Origin of the sequence: Natronobiforma cellulositropha (assembly GCF_025629245.1) — an archaeon.
Classification (GTDB): Archaea; Halobacteriota; Halobacteria; order Halobacteriales; family Natrialbaceae; genus Natronobiforma; species Natronobiforma cellulositropha.
Genome location: NZ_JANZXN010000022.1, coordinates 1 through 19043, shown reverse-complemented (window position 1 = coordinate 19043; position 19043 = coordinate 1). Strand labels below are relative to the sequence as shown.

Genomic DNA, 19043 nt, shown 5'->3' with positions numbered 1-19043 from the left:
CGTAGTCACTGGCAGTGGCGATTCTCACCGCGATAGAACGGCCATCGAACATCTCCGGGTCGCTCGAGGCGTCATCGGTGCTCGAACCGGCCGCCGACCCGGTCGATGACGACGAAACTCAGCGCCGTGACGACGAGTAAGACGGTCCCCATCGCGAGGGCGGGTCCGCTCCGCCGCCCGAGGTAGCGCTCGAGGGCGACCGGCATCGTGTAGGTGTCACCGCCGCTCGCGAGGATCACCGTCGAGGAGAACTCGCCGATCGAGATGGCGAAGGCGAACGCGGCCCCGGCGACGACGGCGCTCGCGACCAGCGGCAGTTCGATGTCGAGTAACGCCCGCGCGCGCGTGGCCCCGAGCGCGCGTGCCGATTCGACCATCGCCGGGTCGAGTCCGCCGAGCACCGGCGAGACGGTGCGGACGACGAACGGGTAGGCCGCGACGGCGTGGGCGGCGACGATGGCGGCGACGCCGGTGAACTGGAGGCGGGTGCCGCCGGGTAGCGAGACACCGAAGACGAGTCCCTGGAGCAAGCCGATGCCGAAGACGATGCCGCTGACGGCGAGGGGGACCATCGCCAGCGTGTCGATCACGGCACCCCACCGCGAGCGCGCCACCAGGACGGCGATCACGACCCCCATCGGCACCGCGAGCGCCAGCGTCGCGAGACCGAACAGCAGCGAGTTGCGGACCGCCGGCCACGGCAGCGTCTGGTAGCTCGCGCCGGTCGCCTGGCGCTCGGCGAGAAAGCGGTAGTGTGCCAGCGTGAACCCGCTCCCGTCGGTGAGACTGCCGAGGACGAGGCTCGCGAGCGGCCCGACGAAGACGACGAGCGCGAGCAGGCCGTAGCCGACGACGGCGAGGCGACGCGGCGCACAGAGCGTCTCGAGGCGCCAGTCGGGGAACAGCGCCTCGCGCGACGGCGGCCGTCCCACCCGTGCGACGCTCGCCTGTGCGGACTCGTAACGCAGGTAGGCGTAGGTGAGCGAGAGCGAGACGACGGTCTCGAGAATCGCGAGCGTGGCCGCCTCGGCGAACGCCAGCCTGCCGACGCGGTCGTAGACCCAGACCTCGACGGTCGCGAGCTGGAGACCGCCGAGGGCGAGCACGATGGGGAACGTCATGAACGTGAAGACGAAGGTGAGGAGCGCGCCGGTGAGCACCGCAGGCAGCAGCTGTGGGACGACCACGTCGAGAAACGCCCGGCGGCGACTCGCGCCGAGCGAGCGGGCGGTCTCGAGTGCGCTCACGTCGAGTGACTCCCAGGCGGCGACGGTGATGCGCGCGACCAGCGGCGCGTTGTAGAAGGCGTGGGCGAGGACCACCACCGCGAGGGGGTACCTCGAGAGGAACGGGTAGGGACCGAGACCGACGGTGCCGAGCAGGGTGTTGAGCGTCCCCGCCTGGCCGAACATGGCGTAGAAGCCCGCTGCGACGAGGATGCCGGGGAGGACGAACGGGAGGATGGTGAGCGAGCGCAGTGTCTGCCGGCCGCGAAACTCGTAGGTCGCCAGCACGTAGGCGGCGGGCAGGCCGAGTGCGAGGCTCGCGAGCGTCGACAGCGCCGCCTGGTAGGCCGTAAAGCCGAACAGGCCCATCCCGACCGCGGGGAAGCCGGCGCGCACCCAGGCGAACAGCGCCGAGAAGTGGGTCCCGAGCGCGAGCGGCTCCTCGAAGACGCCGGCGAGCGGGCCGACGTAGAACGGGTCGGTGAGCACCGCGTGAAACGCCGCGAGCGTGAGCCGGCCGTCCTCGAGGAACGCCTCGGCGAAGACCAGACCGATCGGGAGGTAGGCGACGACGCCGAGGACGGCCGCCGTCGCGAGCGCGGCGAGTGCGAGCGCGTGGCGGCCGGTCCACCCGGTGAGCGTGCGGACGACGCTGGTCGCAGGGGAGGTGGTCCCAGCGTCAGGCCCGCTCGAGTCGGCCACGGCTCACTGCGTCGCGAGCAGCCGCGCCCAGTCGTCGACCCACTCGTCGAGGTTGCCGCTGAGGTCGTCGTAGCCGAGCGCCACTGGCTCGTCCGGTTCGAACGCGTAGTCGGTGAACGACTCGTCGAGGTCGACGTACTCGTCGGCGACGGCGGGGAACTGGACGTTCCGGGTCGCGATCTCGGCCTGGGCGTCGCGCGAGAGCAGGAAGTCGATGAAGGCGTAGGCGAGGTCGCCCTTTTCGCTGTCGGTGAAGATGCCCACCCCCTCGGGGTTGGCGTAGCCCTGGCCGTCGAGGAAGCCGACCTGGTGGCGCGAGAGGTCGTGGCCGTCGGCGACGGCGTACACCTGGTCGGTCGAGTAGGAGACGACCATCGGGCGCTCTTCTTCGAGGTAGGCGAGGTAGGAGGACCACCAGTCGTCGCGGTCTGAGACGCCGTTCTCGAGCAGCGCCTCCCAGTACTCGAGGTAGCCGTCCTCGCCGAACTCGGCGATCGTCCAGAGTAAGAACGCCTGGCCCGGATCGGAGTACTGGGCGTTCTGGATCAGGAGGGCGTCCTCGAACTCCGGTTCGGTGAGGTCGTCGAACGAGGTCGGCTCGGGTACCTCGGTCTCGTCGTAGACGAGGCTGATGTAGCCCGTATCGTAGGGCACGACCCGGCCGTGGGGGTCGTCGAACTCGACCGATGGGTCCTCGCGGACGCGGTCGATTCGCTCGATCCGGTCGCGCTCGAGGCTGACGAACAGCTGTTCGTCGAGCGTATCGTCGATCCGGACGAGGTCGTCGACGTTGAGCCCGAGGTAGACGTCGGTCTCGACTTCGACGCCCTGCTGGGCGCGCTGGATGTAGTGGCCGACGTCGCCGTCGGGCACCGTCCACTCGAGTTCGATGCCGGGATAGGCCTCCTCGAACGCCTCCTCGATCCAGACGCCCGCGGGGTTCTCGTCTTCGAGCATCGAACTGTAGGTCGCGACCCAGAGTGTCCCCTCGAGTTCGTCCCCGTCGGGATCGCTCACGTTCGTCGCGTCGTCGGTCTCGTCTTCGAGGCCGTCGTCTTCGAGGCCGTCGGTGTCGTCCGTGCCGTTGTCCTGTGTCGCACAGCCAGCGAGGGAGACGCCGACACTCACCCCGCCGAGCGCTCGCAACAGCGTGCGTCGGTCCATTACCGAGTGTCTTCACTCGGTGGTCTTAAGCGGCGTGCCTGACGCGTCGGTGAAGAGAACAGTTTTGTGGATCCGAACGAAGCCCTTAGCCGTGACAGCGAATCGCCGGTACGTCCTCGCGGGCGTCGTCGTCGCCCTCGGCGTCGTCACGGGGGCGATCTTACTCGAGGTCCTCGGGACGATCATGTTCGCGATTACCGTCGCGTTCGTCCTCGCGCCGGTCCACCGCTGGCTGGTCAGACGCGGCATCAGCGAGTGGAGCGCGGGCGTGCTCGCGACGCTCGTCGGCTTCCTCTGTGTGTTCGTCGTGCTCGCACCGATCTTCCTCACGCTCTACTTGCGACTCGAGGACGTCCTCGCCTTCGTCGAGGGTCTCCCCGACGAGTTCTCGGTCACCGTCTTCGAGACGACGATGACCGTCGAGGCGACCGAGGTGCAGTCGCTCGCGATTTCGACGCTCCAGGGCATCGCGACCACGCTCGCGGCCAGTGCGCCGGTGCTCGCCGTGAAGGCGGCACTGTTCGTCCTCCTGCTGTTCGGCATCCTCCTCCAGGGCGACAGCGCCGCGCGCGCGGCCATCGCCCCCGTCCCGCGGGAGTATCGCGATATCGTCTTCGCGCTCGCGACGCGTGCTCGAGAGACGCTCTACGCCATCTACGTCCTGCAGGTCGCCACCGGCGTCGCCACCTTCGTCCTCGCGTACCCGTTCTTCTGGCTGCTCGGCTACGAATCGGCGCTCGTCCTCGCGGTCATCGCCGCCATCCTCCAGTTCGTCCCCATCATCGGTCCCAGTCTGCTCGTCGTCCCGCTCGCACTCTACCAGCTCGCCCTCGGCGACGTGAGCGCCGCCCTCCTCGTCGGCGTCGGCGGCGTCGCCCTCATCGCCTGGCTCCCCGACGTAACCGTCAGACCCCGACTCGCCCGCCGCTCGGCCGGACTCCCCGGCAGCCTCTACTTCGTCGGCTTCACCGGCGGTCTGTTCACTCTCGGCGCCATCGGCATCGTCGTCGGTCCCCTGCTCGTCGCCGTCTTCGTCGAAGCCGTCTCCTTACTCGCCGCCGAGGTCAACGCCGACCAGCCGCTCGAGGAACTCTCTGACCCGCACGACGCCGAGCGCGAGGACGAACTCGCCTTCGACGAAGGTGACGGTGACGACTCGAGTGAGGGCGACCGCGACGGCTCGGACGCACTCGAGACGGACGCACCCGGGGCGAGCCAGTCGGCGCTCGACCCCGACGCGTGACCGGCCAGCGCCCTCCCGCCGTCGGGGAGCGATCGGCCAGTGGCGCCCCCGACCGCACCGCCACCCGTCTTTTTAATACGTGTCCCGCTCTCGTACATGTATGGGAACGTTCATCAATGCACTCGTCGGCGCGGTCGCCGGTGTCCTCCTCTCGTTCATCCCCTTTTCGACGCTCCTCGGCGGTGCCGTCGCCGGGTTTCTCGAGGGACCCGACGGCCGCGAGGGGACGGTCACCGGGGCGATCTCGGGCCTGTTCATGCTGGTGCCGGTCGCCCTCGGCGGGTTCTTCGTCCTCGGCTTTCTCGGCTTCGGCGTCGGCGCTGGCGGAATCCCCGCCACTGGCTTCCTCTTCGCGCTGCTGTTCTTCGCCTTCTTCGCCCTCGTCACCCTCGCCTACACCGTCGGCCTCGCGGCGCTCGGCGGCTACCTCGGCGCGTACCTCGCCGGTGACTACCCCGACCAGCGAGTCGCCGTCTACGACGCCGTCGGCACCTCGCCACCGGACGGCCAGACGGCTACTCACTCCGAGGCCCGCCACGACCCGGCACGCGAGCGCCCCCACTCGAGGGGCGACCCAGACGAGTACGTCGACGTGACCGAACGCGTCGACGACGCCGACGCTGACCACGAGCGCTGACGCGCTCGAGTCGTCACTCGTAGCGCAGCGCGTCGATCGGATCGGTTCGCGCCGCGCGCCAGGCCGGATACAGCCCCGAGAGGACGCCGACGAGGACGCCGACGGCGATAGCGAGCGCGACGTACTCGAGCGGGTAGACGGGCGGGAGGTCGATGTACCACGCGCCGAGGTAGCCCGCCGCCAGGCCGAGACCGGTGCCGATCACCGCCCCGACGACGCCGAGGACGACCGCCTCCGTGAGGAAGAGTCCGAGTACGTCGCGGTTCTGTGCGCCGACGGCTTTCATGATGCCGATCTCGCGGGTGCGTTCGGTGACCGACACCAGCATGATGTTCGCGATGCCGATCGATCCCACCAGCAGCGAGATGGCGGCGATGCCGACGATGAAGTTCTGCAACAGGTCGAGGATGTCCTCGAGTTGCTGGAGCAGTTCCGTACTCGTCTGGAGGGTGACGACCTGATCCTCGCCGAGGCGCTCGCCCGCGTCCGACTCGGGACTCTCGAGGTAGTCTGTCGCAGCGGTTCGCGCCCGGTCGATCGCCGCCGCGTCCATCGACGCGGCCTCGACGACGATGGCGACGAAGCGGACGCCCTCGCCGTCGTCCTCGCCGCCGCCACCGACGCCACCGGCGGCCTCGCCGTAGTAGGGGTCGGTCGGGACGTAGACCCGCGGGGCGGCCTCGAACCCCTCGAACGGGCTGAGTCCCTCCGAAGTGTCCGTGATGCCGACGACCGTCACTGTCGCCGTCTGCCCGCCGAGGAAGGTGAGTTCGAGGTCGTCGCCGACGCTGACGTTCTCCTCGAACTGCGCTGCCATCGCCGGGTTGATCACCGCCTCGCGCTCGCCGTCTTCGAACTGTCTGCCCTCCCGGAGGTCGCCCTCGCGGATGTAGCTCGCTCCGGCAGCGATCAGACCGTCGCCCTGGGCGACCTGCTCGTCCCCGTCCGAAACCGCCTGCGTCTGAATCGACGCGTAGCCGTAGGCCGCCTCGACGCCCTCGAGATCGCTCACCGTCTCGAGGTCGGTCTCGCTGAACACCGGCTGTGCGCCCGCGAGCGGCCCGCCCTCGATGCCCTCGTCGGCGGCCCAGCCGTAGAGATTGCGCTGGTCGTCCGGGCTGATGTCGCCGATGATCCCCGCCTGCAGGCTCGCCCCGAGGGTGACGAACGCGATGACGGCCGCGATGCCGATGACGATACCCAGCGTGGTCAGCGTCGAGCGCAGGGTGTGGCCCCGAATCGAGCGCCAGGACAGCCGCAGGAACTCGAGCGGCCGCATCACTCTCTTCCCTCGCCCGCCGGTTCGATGCGCTCGATTCGCCCGTCGAGGAGGTGGACGGTCCGCTCTGCGCGGGCGGCGACGTGTGGCTCGTGGGTCACCATCACGACCGTGTTTCCGGCGGCGTGGAGGTCGTCGAACAGCGCGAGGATCCGCTCGCCGGTCTCGGTGTCGAGGTTGCCCGTCGGTTCGTCGGCGAGGACCAGCGCGGGGTCGTTGACCAGCGCGCGGGCGACCGCGACGCGCTGGCGCTGGCCGCCGGAGAGTTCGTTCGGCAGGTGGTCGGTCCGATCACCGAGTCCGACCTCCTCGAGCAGCGTCCGCGCGCGCTCGAGTCGCTCCGCGGTGGAGACGCCCTGGAACAGCTGTGGGAGGGCGACGTTCTCGAGCGCGGAGAGCCGCGGCATGAGGTTGAACGTCTGGAAGACGAAGCCGACCTCGCTCCCCCGGAGGCTGGTGCGCTCGCGCTCGCTCAGCGCCGTCACCTCGCGGCCGCCGACGGAAATCTCCCCCTCCGTGGGGGTGTCGAGACAGCCCACCAGGTGCATCAGCGTCGACTTTCCCGACCCACTCGGACCGACGATGGCGGTGTAGGAGCCGCGGGGAATCTCGAGGCTGACGCCGTCGAGGGCGTGGACCGGCTCGCCGACACGGTAGGTCTTGCGCACGTCTCGCAGGCTGACCGCACGCTCACCCGAACTCGTCATTGGCTCACCCACTACAGCCGGTGGGAAAAGCGTTTGTGGGTCGCCTTGGCGGCCGTCACTCTCTCATTGTTCCGCGCTGCCGGGAAGCCCACATCGTCGGGACAGTGTGAACCTATGCAGCCGGAGGCCGGTTCGTGGCCGGCGTGGATTCGACGACCGACGTGATGGTAGCGAGGCTCTCACCGCTCGGCCCGGTCTGCTCGAGGAGAGGGGCTTTTTCCACCAGCCCGGAGAGCAGTGACGCACCTTCTGGCCCGGTGTATACCTCGACGAGCGACTCGAGAGTTCTCGCCGCTTCGAGAGCGTCGCTACTCGAGCCATAGTTCGAAGGGTGGACGTTCCGTGCTAATGTCGCGAGGAGCGTCTCGACTGTCTCGTCTGCGGTGGCTGCGTTCGTCGTGACCGATCCCTCGAGGAGGTCGTCGAGCGAGGTGTAAGCGTCGATGTATACCCCGTAGGCCTCGACCAACTGGTCAAGTGCTTCGATATCTAACTCACGGGAGAGTTGCGAGAGGTGCGTGTACGAACGCGGTGACGGTGGCGTCTCAAGGTCGACGCTGACGTCGTCAGGTGCGCGTTCGACGAACGCCGCCTTCTCTTCTGCGTAGAGTTCGGCGAGCATGATTCCCGCGGCGGCCCCTCGAACCTCGTCTTCGACCATTCCTGAAGCTGCCGACGCTGGCGCACTGATTCCCGCGTACGCAACAATCCCGTATACGAGTGCGACTGCCCACTCGTCGAGCCCCCAGCTTGGCAAGTAGCCGAGCAGGTACGCGACCACGGGAATGAGAAACGAGATGGTGAGGAGTACGTACGAGATCAGGTGAACTTGTCTACGAGAGCTTCCCAGCATGAGCCAGAAACTATCTTGAACGTATCGATAGAGGACGATCAGGGAAGCGATGAGAAATCCCAGTATCGGTGAAAGTGAGTTCAGAAATGTGACCAGCCAGAACGCAGCGGTTGCGATGAGGAGCATCCCCCCGATCATCAACAAGTGCGTGATCGGATTTTTCAACGTTGGATACGCCGAGGAGATGTCAGCCGGTGCCAGCAGCCCGAAAAAGACGTAGCACCCCACGCCGATTCCGAAAACGACACCCGCTGCGAAGGTGACGAACGCAGGGAGTGAAGTGAGGCTGGCGAGCATATTCGGCTGCGAGAGGCTCTCGATGAACCCGAAGTAGAGGAGCCCACTCATCCCAGCGGTCCACCCGACGATCACCGAGAGTACTGCCGCGTACGCGGCGTACCGCCGTGGAAAGAGCCGACCGAACGCGATTGCTCCGTACACACCGATCACTGATTTCTCCACGAATGAGAAGTTGTCAACGCCACGCTGCTCGTCGAACAACTCTTCTCGAGTATCCGGTACCATGTTGATTAAGATTCTGATAATAGTAGATGAGAGTTACTATATTCNCTATATATGCCAGCTCGTCCGATCTGGCCATTGGACACCGGATGGACTGATGAATCGGCGATGACTCGCAATCCACCGATGACGCGTTCGGGCCTGAGACGCCCCATTCCGAACGTCTAAACACGGCCCTATATTCTCTAACACATATTGCCACAGTTGAGAGCGGTGGGCAATCACTACTGGGACGCTGTCGAAAAATTGTGTATCACTGGCAGCTCGAGGAGATAATCAGCAGTCGACGGTTCACGGGTGCTCCCCCCGCCGTCGGTGTCTCAGCTCGAGCGGCCAGAGGTACAAGCTATTTGTCGCCGCCGCTCGCTCGTCGAAGCATGAAGACAGGTGGCGGATCGGACGCGGCGAAGCGCCGGGCGGGCGAACGGGCGGCCGAGGAGGTCGAAGACGGGATGGTCGTCGGTCTCGGCACCGGCTCGACGACGGCCTACGCCATCGAGGCGGTCGGGCGCGCAGTCGACGACGGGCTCGCGGTCAGGGGCGTCCCGACTTCCTTCAGCGCTCGTCGTCTGGCTATCGAGCGCTCGATTCCGCTGGTCGGCCTCGACGAAGTCGAGCGGGTCGACCTCGCGATCGACGGTGCGGACCAGGTCGCCGACGACGGCGCGCTCGTCAAGGGTGGCGGTGCGGCCCACGCCCGCGAGAAACTCGTCGCCGCCGCCGCCGACCGCTTCGTCGTCGTCGCAGACCCCTCGAAACGCGTCGACCGACTCGAGCGCTCGGTGCCGCTCGAGGTCCTCCCCGACGCGCTCCCGGTCGTCACGCGCGCGGTCCGGGCGCGCTCGGGTGAGCCAACGCTCCGGGAGGCCGTCCACAAGGACGGCCCGGTCGTGACCGACAACGGCAACCTCGTCCTCGACTGCGCGTTCGGGACGATCGACGACCCCGAGGCGCTGGCGACGGCGCTGGCGACGATCCCGGGCGTCGTCGAACACGGCCTGTTCGTCGACATGGCCGACACCGTCTACGTCGGCACCGACGAGGGACTCGAAGTGCTGGAGTGGTGATCCGACTCCCCAAAACTCATCAATCTTATATACACTCTCGAGTACGCGACTGACGTCGATTTTTATCAAAACTATCCGTTTCGAAACAGGTATGGCGTCCGGCTGAGTCGGTCCCCAGCGTGATACGTACCGCTCTCCGCTGGCGTTCGGCCCCGCGCGCTCACCGCCTGCTCGTGGCGCTCGCGCTGGTTGTCGTCCTCGCGTGTGCGCTCGCTCTCGGCTCGACCGCCGCGACACCGGCCACAGCACCGGCTGCAACGTCGGCCACACAGCCGATCGATGGCTGTGCGGTGATCGACGAATCCGGCACCTACGAACTGACGGTGAACGCCACGACGAACGCGACCTGTCTCGAGATCACGGCGAGTGACGTGCACGTCGAGGGCAACGGCCACGTGATCGCCGGAGCCGACCTCGACGCCTCGGCCGCCGCTGGCATCGCCGTCACCGACGCCGCGAACGTGACGGTGCGAAACGTCACCGTCACCGGCTGGGGTGCGGGCGAGAACGAAACCGTGGAGCGTGCTGGCATCGCCGTCGAGAACGTGACCGACGGGACGCTCGAGTCGGTCCACGCGCTCGAGAACGACGTCGGTCTCTCGCTCGCCGACTCGCCCGGGGCGACCCTCACCGACGTGGCCGTCCGTGAGAGCGCGGGCTGGGACGTCAGACTCGAGGCGTCTGCGACGGCGATCGACGGCCTGGCGCTCGAGAACGCGACGGTCTCGCTCGAGGCGGCGACGCTCGCCGTCCGTTCGACGCCGGTTCCGGAGCCAGTGCCGGCCGGAAACGCACCGGTTGGCTTCCTCGACGTCGACGCTCCACCGGCTGCCGTCCACGCCATCTCGCTGGCCTACGATCCGGACGCCGTCTCGAGACCGGGTGATCTGGCGGTCGTGACGGCTGCCGCCTCGACGGCCGCCACGGACGCTGACACCTGGGTCCCGAACGACGCGGTGGCGTTCGCGGCCGACACGGCTGCGTCGTCCGTCACCACGACCGTCACTGGCTCCGCTACACTCGGCGTCGTCACTTCCGACCCAATCCCCGTCGACGACTGTCGCGACCTCGACGCGCCCGGGGTGTACGAGCTGACTGAGCCGATCGGGGGCAGCGAGACGTGTCTCGAGATCACCGCCGACGACGTGACGCTCGACGGGGCGGGCTACTCCGTCGGCGGCCGCGAGCGCCCGGGCGCAGACCAGCACGGCGTCCGTGCGGTGAACGTCTCGAACGCGACCGTGAGAGACCTCCTCGTCGGCGGGTGGGGTGTGAGAGACGAGGGCCGCCTCGAGCAGGCTGCGGGTGTCTCCTTCGAGAACGTCACCGGCGGCGTTATCGAGGACGTGCGTGCGATCCAGAACGAACAGGGGGTGTCCCTGGTCGACTCGCGCTCGGTGGTGGTTCGCGAGATCGATACCGCGGACAACTTCGCCGGGGTCGCCCTCTGGCACTCGAGCGAGAACACGGTCACCGACGTGGAGGCGACCGGTAACGTCGACGGGGTCTGGCTCTGGCGCTCCGAGCGCAACGCCTTCGGATCCGTCGCGATCAGCGACGCCTACTACGGGGTTGCGACGGTCCGCTCCGACGGCAACCGCTTCGTGGACACCACCGTCACCGACGCAACACACGGCCACTTCCTCCTCTCGGCCGACGCGAACGCGGTGGTGAACACCACCATCACCGACGCAGACCGCGGCGTCGTCTTCGACGGCTCGAGCCACAACCTCCTCACAGAGAGCACCGTCTCCGGTGGCGAGACCGCCGTCGTGCTCCGTGCCGAGAGCAACGCGAACGCGGTGACCGCGAGCGTCCTCGCCGACACGCTCGAGGGCGTCGTCGTGCGCGGTGGCTCGAACGAGACCGCGATCACCGGGACGGCCGTCGACGCGACGACGAATACGGTGGCCGTGGCGGACGCGGTTGGAACGGCCATGACGGACCTCGAAGTCGGCGGTGAGACGCTCTCGTTCGACGCCGAGAACGTCTCCGTCGCGTCGGTCCCGCTCGAGTCCGCGCCAGCGCTCACGCCCGAGAGCCACGCGCCGGTCGGCGCGCCGCTCACGGTCGAGGCGACCGGGGCGGAGCCGTACCTTGCGCTCACGCTCACGTACGCGAACGCCTCGCTGGGTGACGCCGTCGACGCCGAGACGCTCGGTCTCTGGCGGGCTGACGACGGAGCGGAGTCGTGGTCGCGCGTCGCCGACTCGAGCGCCGAACCGGCGAACCGGACGGTCTCGGCGACGCTCACCGAGGGTGGCGTCGTCGGCGTCTTCGGTCTCGAGACGTACCCGCTCGAGGTCTCGCTCGTCGATGCTCGCGGCGAACCAGTCACGAACGCCACGACGGTCACCGTGGCCGACGCGGAGACTGGCGGGATTCGAGCGATCGAGACGGCCACGGACGCGAGCGCCTCGTTCGCACTCCAGAACGGCACCTACGAGCTACTCGCCGACGCGCCGGGTACCGATACCGCGTCGGCAGCCGTCACCGTCGACGGCGACGCGACCGCGGTGACGGTCGAACTCCCGGCGCTCGAGACCGACGCCGACTGAGTCACGCGAACTCACTCGAGCGCGTGCGCCATCAGGTACGCGCTCGTGCCGAGGAGGTAGCCGACGACGCCGAGGGCGACGAACGCCCCGAGCCAGAAGAGTCCGTCCGTGACGGCTCCGAGGTCGCCGGTCAGCCCGAGGGTCGTGAGTCCCTCTACGACGAGCGAGCCGCCGACGACGACGCCAGGAACCAGTCCGATCGCTGCCGCGGGTGGTGCCCCGCGGACGAGAAACGCCGAGAGCGCACCAATGGCGACCGTCGCCGCCGCGAGCGGGACCGACACGTCGGGCAGGGCGCCAGCGAACAGCCCGAGCCAGACGACGGCGAGCGCCACCCCGCCGACGGCTGGCGGAAACCAGGTCGGCACCGAGCGATCCATGGTGTAGTTCTCGACGCTCATGCGCGCCACCACGCGCTCATCCGTGATGTACGTTACCGTCGTTCACTCACCGGTCGCTGTCTCGGGGTCGTCAGTCGGCTCGCCTGCTCGCCCCGAGAACAGCGCAACCACGAGGTAACACACCCCGAGTGCGCGTGCGAACGGCACCACCCACGGGCGTACCTCGATCTCGTCGGGGTTCTCGTAGGCGACGGCGAGACCGGCTGCGAGCGCACTCCGAGGTGCCGACAGGAGTGCCAGGCCGAGTGCGCCGAAGAGGTGGCTGACAGTTGGCGAGTGCAGGCGGCCGCTGAGTGCGAGCCAGCCGAAACACAGTCCCTCGAGTCGGGCCATCGGGAGCGTCCACGGCCGCAAGATGCCGTCGTCCGGGTTCTCGAAGGCGACGCGTTCGGCCGCCGAGACGATCCGGTCGGGGACGGCGACCTCGAGTGCCGCGAACGCGAGCAGGAGCGGGCGAATCATACGGTTCGTAGGCGGGCCCACAAGAAAAGGGTACGTGCGTTCTGCTCGAGCCAGAACGGATACCTTTTCGTGGCGCTGTTCGAAGGCGGAGGTGAGAGGGAGATGCCCGAGACATCCGACCGGAAAGACGACCACATCCGTATCATCGAAGAAGAAGACGTCGAGACCACTGGGACCGGCTTCGAGGACGTCGAACTCGTCCACGAGGCGCTCCCGGAGATCCACCGCGACGAGATCGACACCTCGATCGACCTCTTCGGTCACGACCTCGCCGCGCCCATCGTGATCGAGAGCATGACCGGCGGGCACCCCAACACGACGAAGATCAACCGCAACCTCGCGGCGGCCGCCGAGGAGACGGGTATCGCGATGGGCGTCGGCAGCCAGCGCGCAGGCCTCGAACTCGACGACGAGGCCTTACTCGAGTCCTACACCGTCGTCCGCGAGGCCGCCCCCGACGCCTTCCTCTACGGGAACGTCGGTGCGGCCCAGCTGCTCGAGTACGATGTCGACGACGTCGAGCGCGCCGTCGAGATGATCGGGGCGGACGCGATGGCGATCCACCTGAACTTCTTACAGGAGGCCGTCCAGCCCGAAGGCGACGTCGACGCCCGGGGCTGTCTCGAGCGCATCGAGGTGGTCGCCTCGGACCTCAGCGTCCCGGTGATCGTCAAAGAGACCGGCAACGGCATCTCGGGGTCGACCGCCCAGCGGCTGGCCGATGCCGGCGTCGACGCCATCGACGTGGCGGGCAAGGGCGGGACGACCTGGTCGGGCATCGAGTCCTACCGGGCCGCCGCCGTCGGAGCGACCCGCCAGCAACAGGTCGGACAGCTGTTTCGCGCCTGGGGCGTCCCGACGGCCGTCAGTACGCTCGAGTCGGCGGCCGTCCATGACACCGTCATCGCGAGCGGCGGCGTCCGCTCCGGACTCGACGTGGCGAAGGCCATCGCGCTCGGGGCGAGCGCTGGCGGTCTCGCCAAGCCGTTTCTCGCCCCCGCCGGACGCGGCGAGGAGGCGGTCGTCGAACTGATCGAGCAGCTGCGACTCGAGTTGCTCACGGCGATGTTCGTCACCGGATCGGCGTCGGTCACCGAGTTACAGACCGCAGAGTACGTCGTCCTCGGCCGAACGAAGGCGTTCCTCGACGGACGCGCCGACGGTATCTGAGACCGTCACTCGCTGCTCTGCGTTTCCAGACCGTCGCTCACAGGGCGTCCGCTCACGGCGTTCGCGTCGATAAAAATGGCTCCGATGGCCTGCCTTACAGGTCGCGGGGCTGGACCGTCTTTCGGTCGTTCGCTTCGGCGCGGCGGGCAGCGTCGGCGAGCAGCTCGGAAACTTCCTCGTCGAGGGCGTCGTAGAAGTCCGAGGCAACGTTCTTGTCATCGAGTGCTTCCTTCACTGCGGCTTTGACGATAAGGTCTGCCATACGAGTTACCCGTTCCCGTTTCCCCTTTATAAGAGTTATGTTTAATACCCGGGATACAGGCCTTCTGACGGGCCGTTTCGGGGGTTTCGCCCCTCCCAACCACCAGAAAGTATATGACTAATGACTATCCCGACGGGTGAATCACGCGTCAATTGCACGTAGACGCGCTCGCGCGCGCTCTCGCTGGACCCGGTCGCGTTGCATCCGTGACGACGGATTTAGTGTCTTCGCGCACGCCACCTCACCCATGCGCGACCTACTCGAGCGAGTCGCCGATGGCGACCTCACCCCGGTACAGGCCGAAGCGGAACTCGCGGGCTACGTCACCGACGACGCGGGCCGGTTCGATGCGGCCCGCGAGCGCAGACGGGGCATTCCCGAAGCCATCCTCGCCGACGGCAAGACGCCGGCCCAGGTCGCCGGACTCGCCAGCGTCGCCCTCGAGACCACCGGTCGCGCACTCCTCACACGCGTGGACGACGACCACGCCACCGCCCTCGAGTCGGCGCTCGCCGACGACCACCCGGCGGCGACGCTCGAGCGACGCGGCTCGACGCTCGTCGCCCACGCCGACGGCTACGAGCGCCCGACGCTCGAGGCGACCGTCGGCGTCGTCACCGCGGGGACGGTCGACGGCCCGGTCGCCGACGAGACCCAGGTCGTTCTCGAGGAGGTGGGCGCGACCGTCGAGCGCATCGACGACGTCGGCGTCGCCGCCCTCGACCGGATCCTCGACCAGCTCGAGCGGCTGCGTGCGGTGGACGTCCTCGTCGTCGTCGCCGGTCGCGAGGGGGCGCTCCCGACGGTCGTCGCGGGGCTGGTCGATGTGCCCGTCATCGCGGTGCCGGTCTCGAGTGGCTACGGCCACGGCGGCGACGGCGAGGCGGCGCTCCTCGGGATGCTCCAGTCGTGTACGGTGCTCTCTGTCGTCAACGTCGACGCAGGGTTCGTCGCCGGGGCACAGGCGGCGCTGATCGCGCGAGCGATCGACGCGGCCGGACAGCGGAACGGGGATTAGACAAAAAAACCTCTCCTATCGAAAAATCCTTACGGGTGTTGGGAAAGACTATTTAATGTCTCGTGCCGTAGCCTCAGGTGCCGGTTGTCCGGCGACGATCATGCCCGACTGTGACCACTGCGGTGCGCACGTCTCCGAACGGTTCGCACGCGTCTTCGCCGACGAGTTCGGCGAGGTCCACGCCTGTACCAGCTGCTCGGCGAACGCCGGGATCGCCGAAGTCGCGAGAGAACGTGCTCGAAGCACCTGACCCGCCCTGAGGAATCGGCGCAGCGAAACCACCACGTGCCCCCGACGAACCTTTTTATCCACCGGCGTAACCCCCACCATGAGCGAGCGCGACGCGACTTCCCACCTCGTCTACGTCCTCGAGTGTGCCGACGGATCACTCTACACCGGCTACACGACCGACCTCGAGCGGCGGGTCCGCGAGCACAACGCCGGCGAGGGTGCGAAGTACACCCGGGGACGGACGCCGGTCACCGTCGTTCACCACGAATCCTACGGCTCGCGCTCGGCGGCGATGTCCCGTGAGTACGAGATCAAACAGCTCTCACGCGCGGCGAAACTCGACCTCGTCGGTCTCGAGTGAGCGCTTTGCCCCCACCACCGACCCTGGTGCTTCTTTGGCGCTCGAGGTGGTACGTTCTCCGTTCCGATGGTGGACGTTCACGCAACACCGGGTGACGATGGACCGACCGACGGCGACGAGGACACGCGCGTCTCCGACGGTGTCGAGACACCCGCGCGCGGGCGCTCGGGCGAGCCAGGGCCTGCAGACGGCGCTCCGGACCGCCAGCTCGAGCGGCGCGCGCTGCTCTTGGCCGTCGGCGCTGGTGGAGCGGCGCTGCTCTCGAGGGCGGTCGCTGCGCAGGACGAGGAGACCGAACCGCCGGACGACGAACCGGCAGACGAAGCCGAGGCGGAGGACGAAGAAGCGGACGAGGCGGACGAAGCGACCGACGAGGAGGGTGCGGATGAACCTGCCGCGGGTGAAACGGAGACGGTCGCCGTCGTCGACTACGCCTACGAACCCGGCACCGACAGCCCGCACGTCATCGCCCCAGGAACGACCGTCGAGTGGATCTGGGAGACGGACAACCACAACATCGTCGTCGACGCCCAGCCGGACGAGGCCGACTGGCCCGGGCACGAACCGATCGAGAACACCGGCTTCGAGTACGAGTACACCTTCGAGGTCGAGGGTGACTACGAGTACCACTGTACCCCGCACATCGGTCTCGGAATGGTCGCCTCGATCACCGTCACCGACGATCCCGACGCCGCTGCCGGAGAGGGACCGATAGATCTGGTGCCGCCGTCGGCGATGCTGTTGGTCGTCGCGACGACCGTCTCGCTCGTCGCCGTCCTCGGTCTCTCCTACGTCTTCATGAAGTACGGTGGCCCGCCTGCCGAGTGAGTCGCAGGAACCTGACCGACCACCCCCGACTGCCCACCCGCTCCCATCGTCTTTTTTACACCTGCCAGTGAGATGGGTGTATGGAGACTATCAGTTTCGGCACCGACGGCTGGCGAGCGACGCTCGAGGAGTTTACGACCGCACGCGTACGGATGGTCGGCCAGGCCGTCGCGACCTACCTCAGAGACGAGGGACTCGAGGGACCCGTCGCCGTCGGCTACGACGCCCGTGAGAGTTCGCGTGGCTTCGCCGAGGAACTGACGCGCGTCCTCTGTGCGAACGGCTTCGATGTGCTGCTCTCTGCGCGCGACCGGCCCACGCCGCTGTTCGCCTACGGCATCGTCGAGCGCGACCTCGCGGGGGCGCTCGTCGTCACCGCCTCGCACAATCCACCCGAGTACAACGGTGTGAAGTTCATCCCGAGCGACGGCGCACCCGCCCTCCCCCACGTGATGGACGCCATCGCCGACCGCCTCGCCGAACCCGAGTCGCTGCCCGAGACCGATCACGGGCGCGCACGCGAGGTCGACTTCGTCTCACCGCACGCAGACCACGCGCTCTCGCTGGTCGACGCCGACCTCTCCGGACTCACCGTCGCCTACGACGCCATGCACGGCAGCGGCCGGGACACCACCGACGCCGTCCTCGAGTCCGCCGGGGCGACCGTCGAGCGCCTGCGCTGTTCGTACGACCCCGCCTTCGGCGGCTCCGCACCCGAACCGGCGGCGGCGAACCTCACAGATCTCGTCGAGGCAGTGACCGACGGCGAGACCGACCTCGGCATCGCCAACGACGGCGACGCCGACCGCCTCGCGGTGGTCACGCCCGAGCGGGGCTACGTCGACGAGAACCTCTTTTTCGCCGCGCTCTACGACTACCTGCTCGAGTCCGGCCGCTCGGGACCGGCGGTCAGAACCGTCTCGACGACCTACCTGGTCGACCGTGTCGGTGCGGCCCACGGCGAGACCGTCCACGAGGTGCCCGTCGGCTTCAAGTGGGTCGCGAAGGGGATGGCCGACCACGACGCCCTCGTCGGCGGCGAGGAGTCCGGCGGCTTCACCATCGACGGCCACATCCGGGAGAAAGACGGCGTCCTCATGGCGCTCGTCGCCGCAGCCATGCACGCCGCCGAACCGATCGACGAGCGCATCGACCGCCTCCTCGAGACCCACGGGGCGGTCACCCAGGACAAAACCAGCGTCGAGTGCCCCGACGCCGAGAAAGTGCGCGTCCTCGACGACCTCGAAGCCGAGATTCCGGAGACGGTCGCCGGCGTCGCCGTCGACGACATCAACACTGCCGACGGCTTCAAACTCGCACTCGCCGACGGCTCCTGGGTGCTCGTCCGGCCCAGCGGCACCGAACCCGTCCTCCGGGTCTACGCCGAAGCCGAAGACGACGAGCGCGTCGCGGCGCTGCTCGAGGCAGGCGCTGCGCTGGTTCGGCCGCTGGTCGCTGCGTGATCGCCGTCGTGTCTCACTCGCGACGGCTGAACCAGTAGCGAGTCTGTGCCTGCCGTCGGTTGACTCCCTGTGGCAGTTCGGCCGAACAGTTCTCACAGAAGCGATAGCCCACCTCGTTTTGCGTCTCACAGCTGACACACCAGCCAGCGACCGTCGACGGATCGACGGCGTAGTTCGCGGGGTCGTACTGGGCGGGTAACACCGGTCTCGGTGACGCCTCCGTCGGCGTTCTCACGAGCGCGTAGCCAGCGGCCGCGAGGACGATCGCGCAGACGGCGATCCAGAACAGCCAGCTCATCACCGAAGAGAGACGCTCGAGACACATAAACCTACACCAATAATAATTATCTCAGGGGGCTGCGTGCTCCGGCCAGTCGGCTATCCGTCTCGGGACCGAACACGACGCTATGACCGACGACCTCGCACGGATGGAACTGGGGGCCGACGCCTGGCACCAGGACGAGGAAGGTGGCTACTACATCGACTGTCCGGAGTGTGGCTCGGCCGCGACGCTCTCGAACGTCACCGCCCACGGCCGGTGTAACGGCTACCTCGAGCAGTACCACTCGGACACCGACGTCGACGAGCGCGAGCTGTCCTGTACGGCCCTCCTCACGCTCGAACTCGCCTACACCTCGGACCCGGACGCCGGTATCGGCGACCCGCACGTCGCGAACGAAGACGAGAGCGCTGCAGAAGACGAGGGAGCCGTTTCAGGTGCGGACGCCCCCGGGGTGCGCGCGACCGTCGACACGGACGACTCGAGCGAGTGAGCGACCGCCGGTTGACATCCTCACCGCGCCTAAAGGCGCGGGAATCCTCACGTTGGGGGTCTCGGCTCATGCCGAACCACCACGCGAGCGACTTTCTCCTAACGGTGGATACTCCG

At 67.9% G+C, this 19043-nt stretch carries 20 protein-coding genes; 11 read left to right on the top strand and 9 right to left on the bottom strand.

Annotation, left to right across the window (positions count from 1 at the left end; genetic code table 11):
• Window positions 1–71 precede the first annotated feature (71 nt).
• Together N0B15_RS10970 and N0B15_RS10965 are read right to left on the bottom strand one after the other, a co-directional pair.
• Window positions 72–1928 carry an ABC transporter permease gene (locus tag N0B15_RS10970; protein WP_263019750.1) on the bottom strand — a complete coding sequence of 619 codons (1857 nt, stop codon included), beginning with the start codon at window positions 1926–1928 and terminating at the stop codon, window positions 72–74.
• 3 nt (window positions 1929–1931) lie between these two features.
• Window positions 1932–3092: a thiamine ABC transporter substrate-binding protein gene (locus N0B15_RS10965; protein WP_263019749.1), complete on the bottom strand. Its 1161-nt coding sequence runs from the start codon at window positions 3090–3092 to the stop codon at window positions 1932–1934.
• 91 nt (window positions 3093–3183) lie between these two features.
• Between N0B15_RS10965 and N0B15_RS10960 the strand changes: the two genes are divergently transcribed.
• Together N0B15_RS10960 and N0B15_RS10955 are read left to right on the top strand one after the other, a co-directional pair.
• The gene (locus N0B15_RS10960) at window positions 3184–4335 is read left to right on the top strand and encodes an AI-2E family transporter (protein WP_263019748.1); all 1152 of its coding nucleotides are present in this window, start codon (window positions 3184–3186) and stop codon (window positions 4333–4335) included.
• Window positions 4336–4435: 100 nt separating this feature from the next.
• Complete coding sequence (locus N0B15_RS10955) at window positions 4436–4972, top strand: DUF5518 domain-containing protein (RefSeq protein ID WP_263019747.1); 537 nt, start codon at window positions 4436–4438, stop codon at window positions 4970–4972.
• Window positions 4973–4985: 13 nt separating this feature from the next.
• Here N0B15_RS10955 and N0B15_RS10950 read toward each other — a convergent pair whose 3' ends face one another.
• The 3 genes from N0B15_RS10950 to N0B15_RS10940 all read right to left on the bottom strand — a co-directional run bounded on the left by N0B15_RS10950 (window position 4986) and on the right by N0B15_RS10940 (window position 8336).
• Complete coding sequence (locus tag N0B15_RS10950) at window positions 4986–6251, bottom strand: ABC transporter permease (RefSeq protein ID WP_263019746.1); 1266 nt, start codon at window positions 6249–6251, stop codon at window positions 4986–4988.
• Window positions 6251–6958 (bottom strand): ABC transporter ATP-binding protein, encoded by a 708-nt coding sequence (locus N0B15_RS10945; protein ID WP_263019745.1) that lies wholly within the window; start codon window positions 6956–6958, stop codon window positions 6251–6253. Before N0B15_RS10945 ends, N0B15_RS10950 begins: the two co-directional genes overlap by 1 nt.
• Before the next feature lie 112 nt (window positions 6959–7070).
• A complete protein-coding gene (locus tag N0B15_RS10940; protein ID WP_263019744.1) occupies window positions 7071–8336 on the bottom strand; it encodes a hypothetical protein in 1266 nt (421 codons plus the stop codon).
• A 374-nt stretch (window positions 8337–8710) separates the two neighbouring features.
• On the opposite strand from N0B15_RS10940, the gene rpiA reads away from it, so the two are divergent.
• Together rpiA and N0B15_RS10930 are read left to right on the top strand one after the other, a co-directional pair.
• The gene (rpiA, locus tag N0B15_RS10935; RefSeq protein WP_263019743.1) at window positions 8711–9400 is read left to right on the top strand and encodes a ribose-5-phosphate isomerase RpiA; all 690 of its coding nucleotides are present in this window, start codon (window positions 8711–8713) and stop codon (window positions 9398–9400) included.
• Window positions 9401–9519: 119 nt separating this feature from the next.
• Window positions 9520–11958, top strand: coding sequence for a NosD domain-containing protein (locus tag N0B15_RS10930; RefSeq protein WP_263019742.1), 2439 nt, complete (start codon window positions 9520–9522; stop codon window positions 11956–11958).
• An 11-nt stretch (window positions 11959–11969) separates the two neighbouring features.
• Here N0B15_RS10930 and N0B15_RS10925 read toward each other — a convergent pair whose 3' ends face one another.
• Both N0B15_RS10925 and N0B15_RS10920 read right to left on the bottom strand, forming a co-directional pair.
• The gene (locus tag N0B15_RS10925) at window positions 11970–12359 is read right to left on the bottom strand and encodes a hypothetical protein (RefSeq protein WP_263019741.1); all 390 of its coding nucleotides are present in this window, start codon (window positions 12357–12359) and stop codon (window positions 11970–11972) included.
• A 42-nt stretch (window positions 12360–12401) separates the two neighbouring features.
• On the bottom strand, window positions 12402–12821 hold the full coding sequence (locus tag N0B15_RS10920; RefSeq protein ID WP_263019740.1) for a hypothetical protein: 420 nt from the start codon (window positions 12819–12821) through the stop codon (window positions 12402–12404).
• A gap of 102 nt (window positions 12822–12923) precedes the next feature.
• Here N0B15_RS10920 and fni point away from each other — a divergent pair, with 102 nt between their 5' ends.
• Window positions 12924–13991: a type 2 isopentenyl-diphosphate Delta-isomerase gene (gene fni / locus N0B15_RS10915; protein WP_263019739.1), complete on the top strand. Its 1068-nt coding sequence runs from the start codon at window positions 12924–12926 to the stop codon at window positions 13989–13991.
• Between the two features lie 94 nt (window positions 13992–14085).
• On the opposite strand, the gene N0B15_RS10910 is transcribed toward fni, so the two are convergent.
• A complete protein-coding gene (locus N0B15_RS10910) occupies window positions 14086–14253 on the bottom strand; it encodes a DUF1931 family protein (protein WP_263019738.1) in 168 nt (55 codons plus the stop codon).
• Between the two features lie 247 nt (window positions 14254–14500).
• On the opposite strand from N0B15_RS10910, the gene larB reads away from it, so the two are divergent.
• The 5 genes from larB (at window position 14501) to N0B15_RS10885 (ending at window position 18154) form a co-directional block, all read left to right on the top strand.
• Window positions 14501–15271 carry a nickel pincer cofactor biosynthesis protein LarB gene (gene larB / locus N0B15_RS10905; RefSeq protein WP_263019737.1) on the top strand — a complete coding sequence of 257 codons (771 nt, stop codon included), beginning with the start codon at window positions 14501–14503 and terminating at the stop codon, window positions 15269–15271.
• 100 nt (window positions 15272–15371) lie between these two features.
• Entirely contained in the window at window positions 15372–15521 is a 150-nt protein-coding gene (locus N0B15_RS10900; RefSeq protein ID WP_425494231.1) for a DUF7563 family protein, read from the top strand.
• Window positions 15522–15599: 78 nt separating this feature from the next.
• Entirely contained in the window at window positions 15600–15863 is a 264-nt protein-coding gene (locus N0B15_RS10895; RefSeq protein WP_263019736.1) for a GIY-YIG nuclease family protein, read from the top strand.
• A 66-nt stretch (window positions 15864–15929) separates the two neighbouring features.
• A complete protein-coding gene (locus N0B15_RS10890; protein WP_263019735.1) occupies window positions 15930–16691 on the top strand; it encodes a cupredoxin domain-containing protein in 762 nt (253 codons plus the stop codon).
• 80 nt (window positions 16692–16771) lie between these two features.
• Complete coding sequence (locus N0B15_RS10885) at window positions 16772–18154, top strand: phosphohexomutase domain-containing protein (protein WP_263019734.1); 1383 nt, start codon at window positions 16772–16774, stop codon at window positions 18152–18154.
• A 13-nt stretch (window positions 18155–18167) separates the two neighbouring features.
• Here the strand turns inward: N0B15_RS10885 and N0B15_RS10880 are convergent, their stop codons facing one another.
• The gene (locus tag N0B15_RS10880; RefSeq protein ID WP_263019733.1) at window positions 18168–18452 is read right to left on the bottom strand and encodes a hypothetical protein; all 285 of its coding nucleotides are present in this window, start codon (window positions 18450–18452) and stop codon (window positions 18168–18170) included.
• 109 nt (window positions 18453–18561) lie between these two features.
• On the opposite strand from N0B15_RS10880, the gene N0B15_RS10875 reads away from it, so the two are divergent.
• On the top strand, window positions 18562–18927 hold the full coding sequence (locus N0B15_RS10875; protein WP_263019732.1) for a hypothetical protein: 366 nt from the start codon (window positions 18562–18564) through the stop codon (window positions 18925–18927).
• Window positions 18928–19043: the final 116 nt, after the last annotated feature.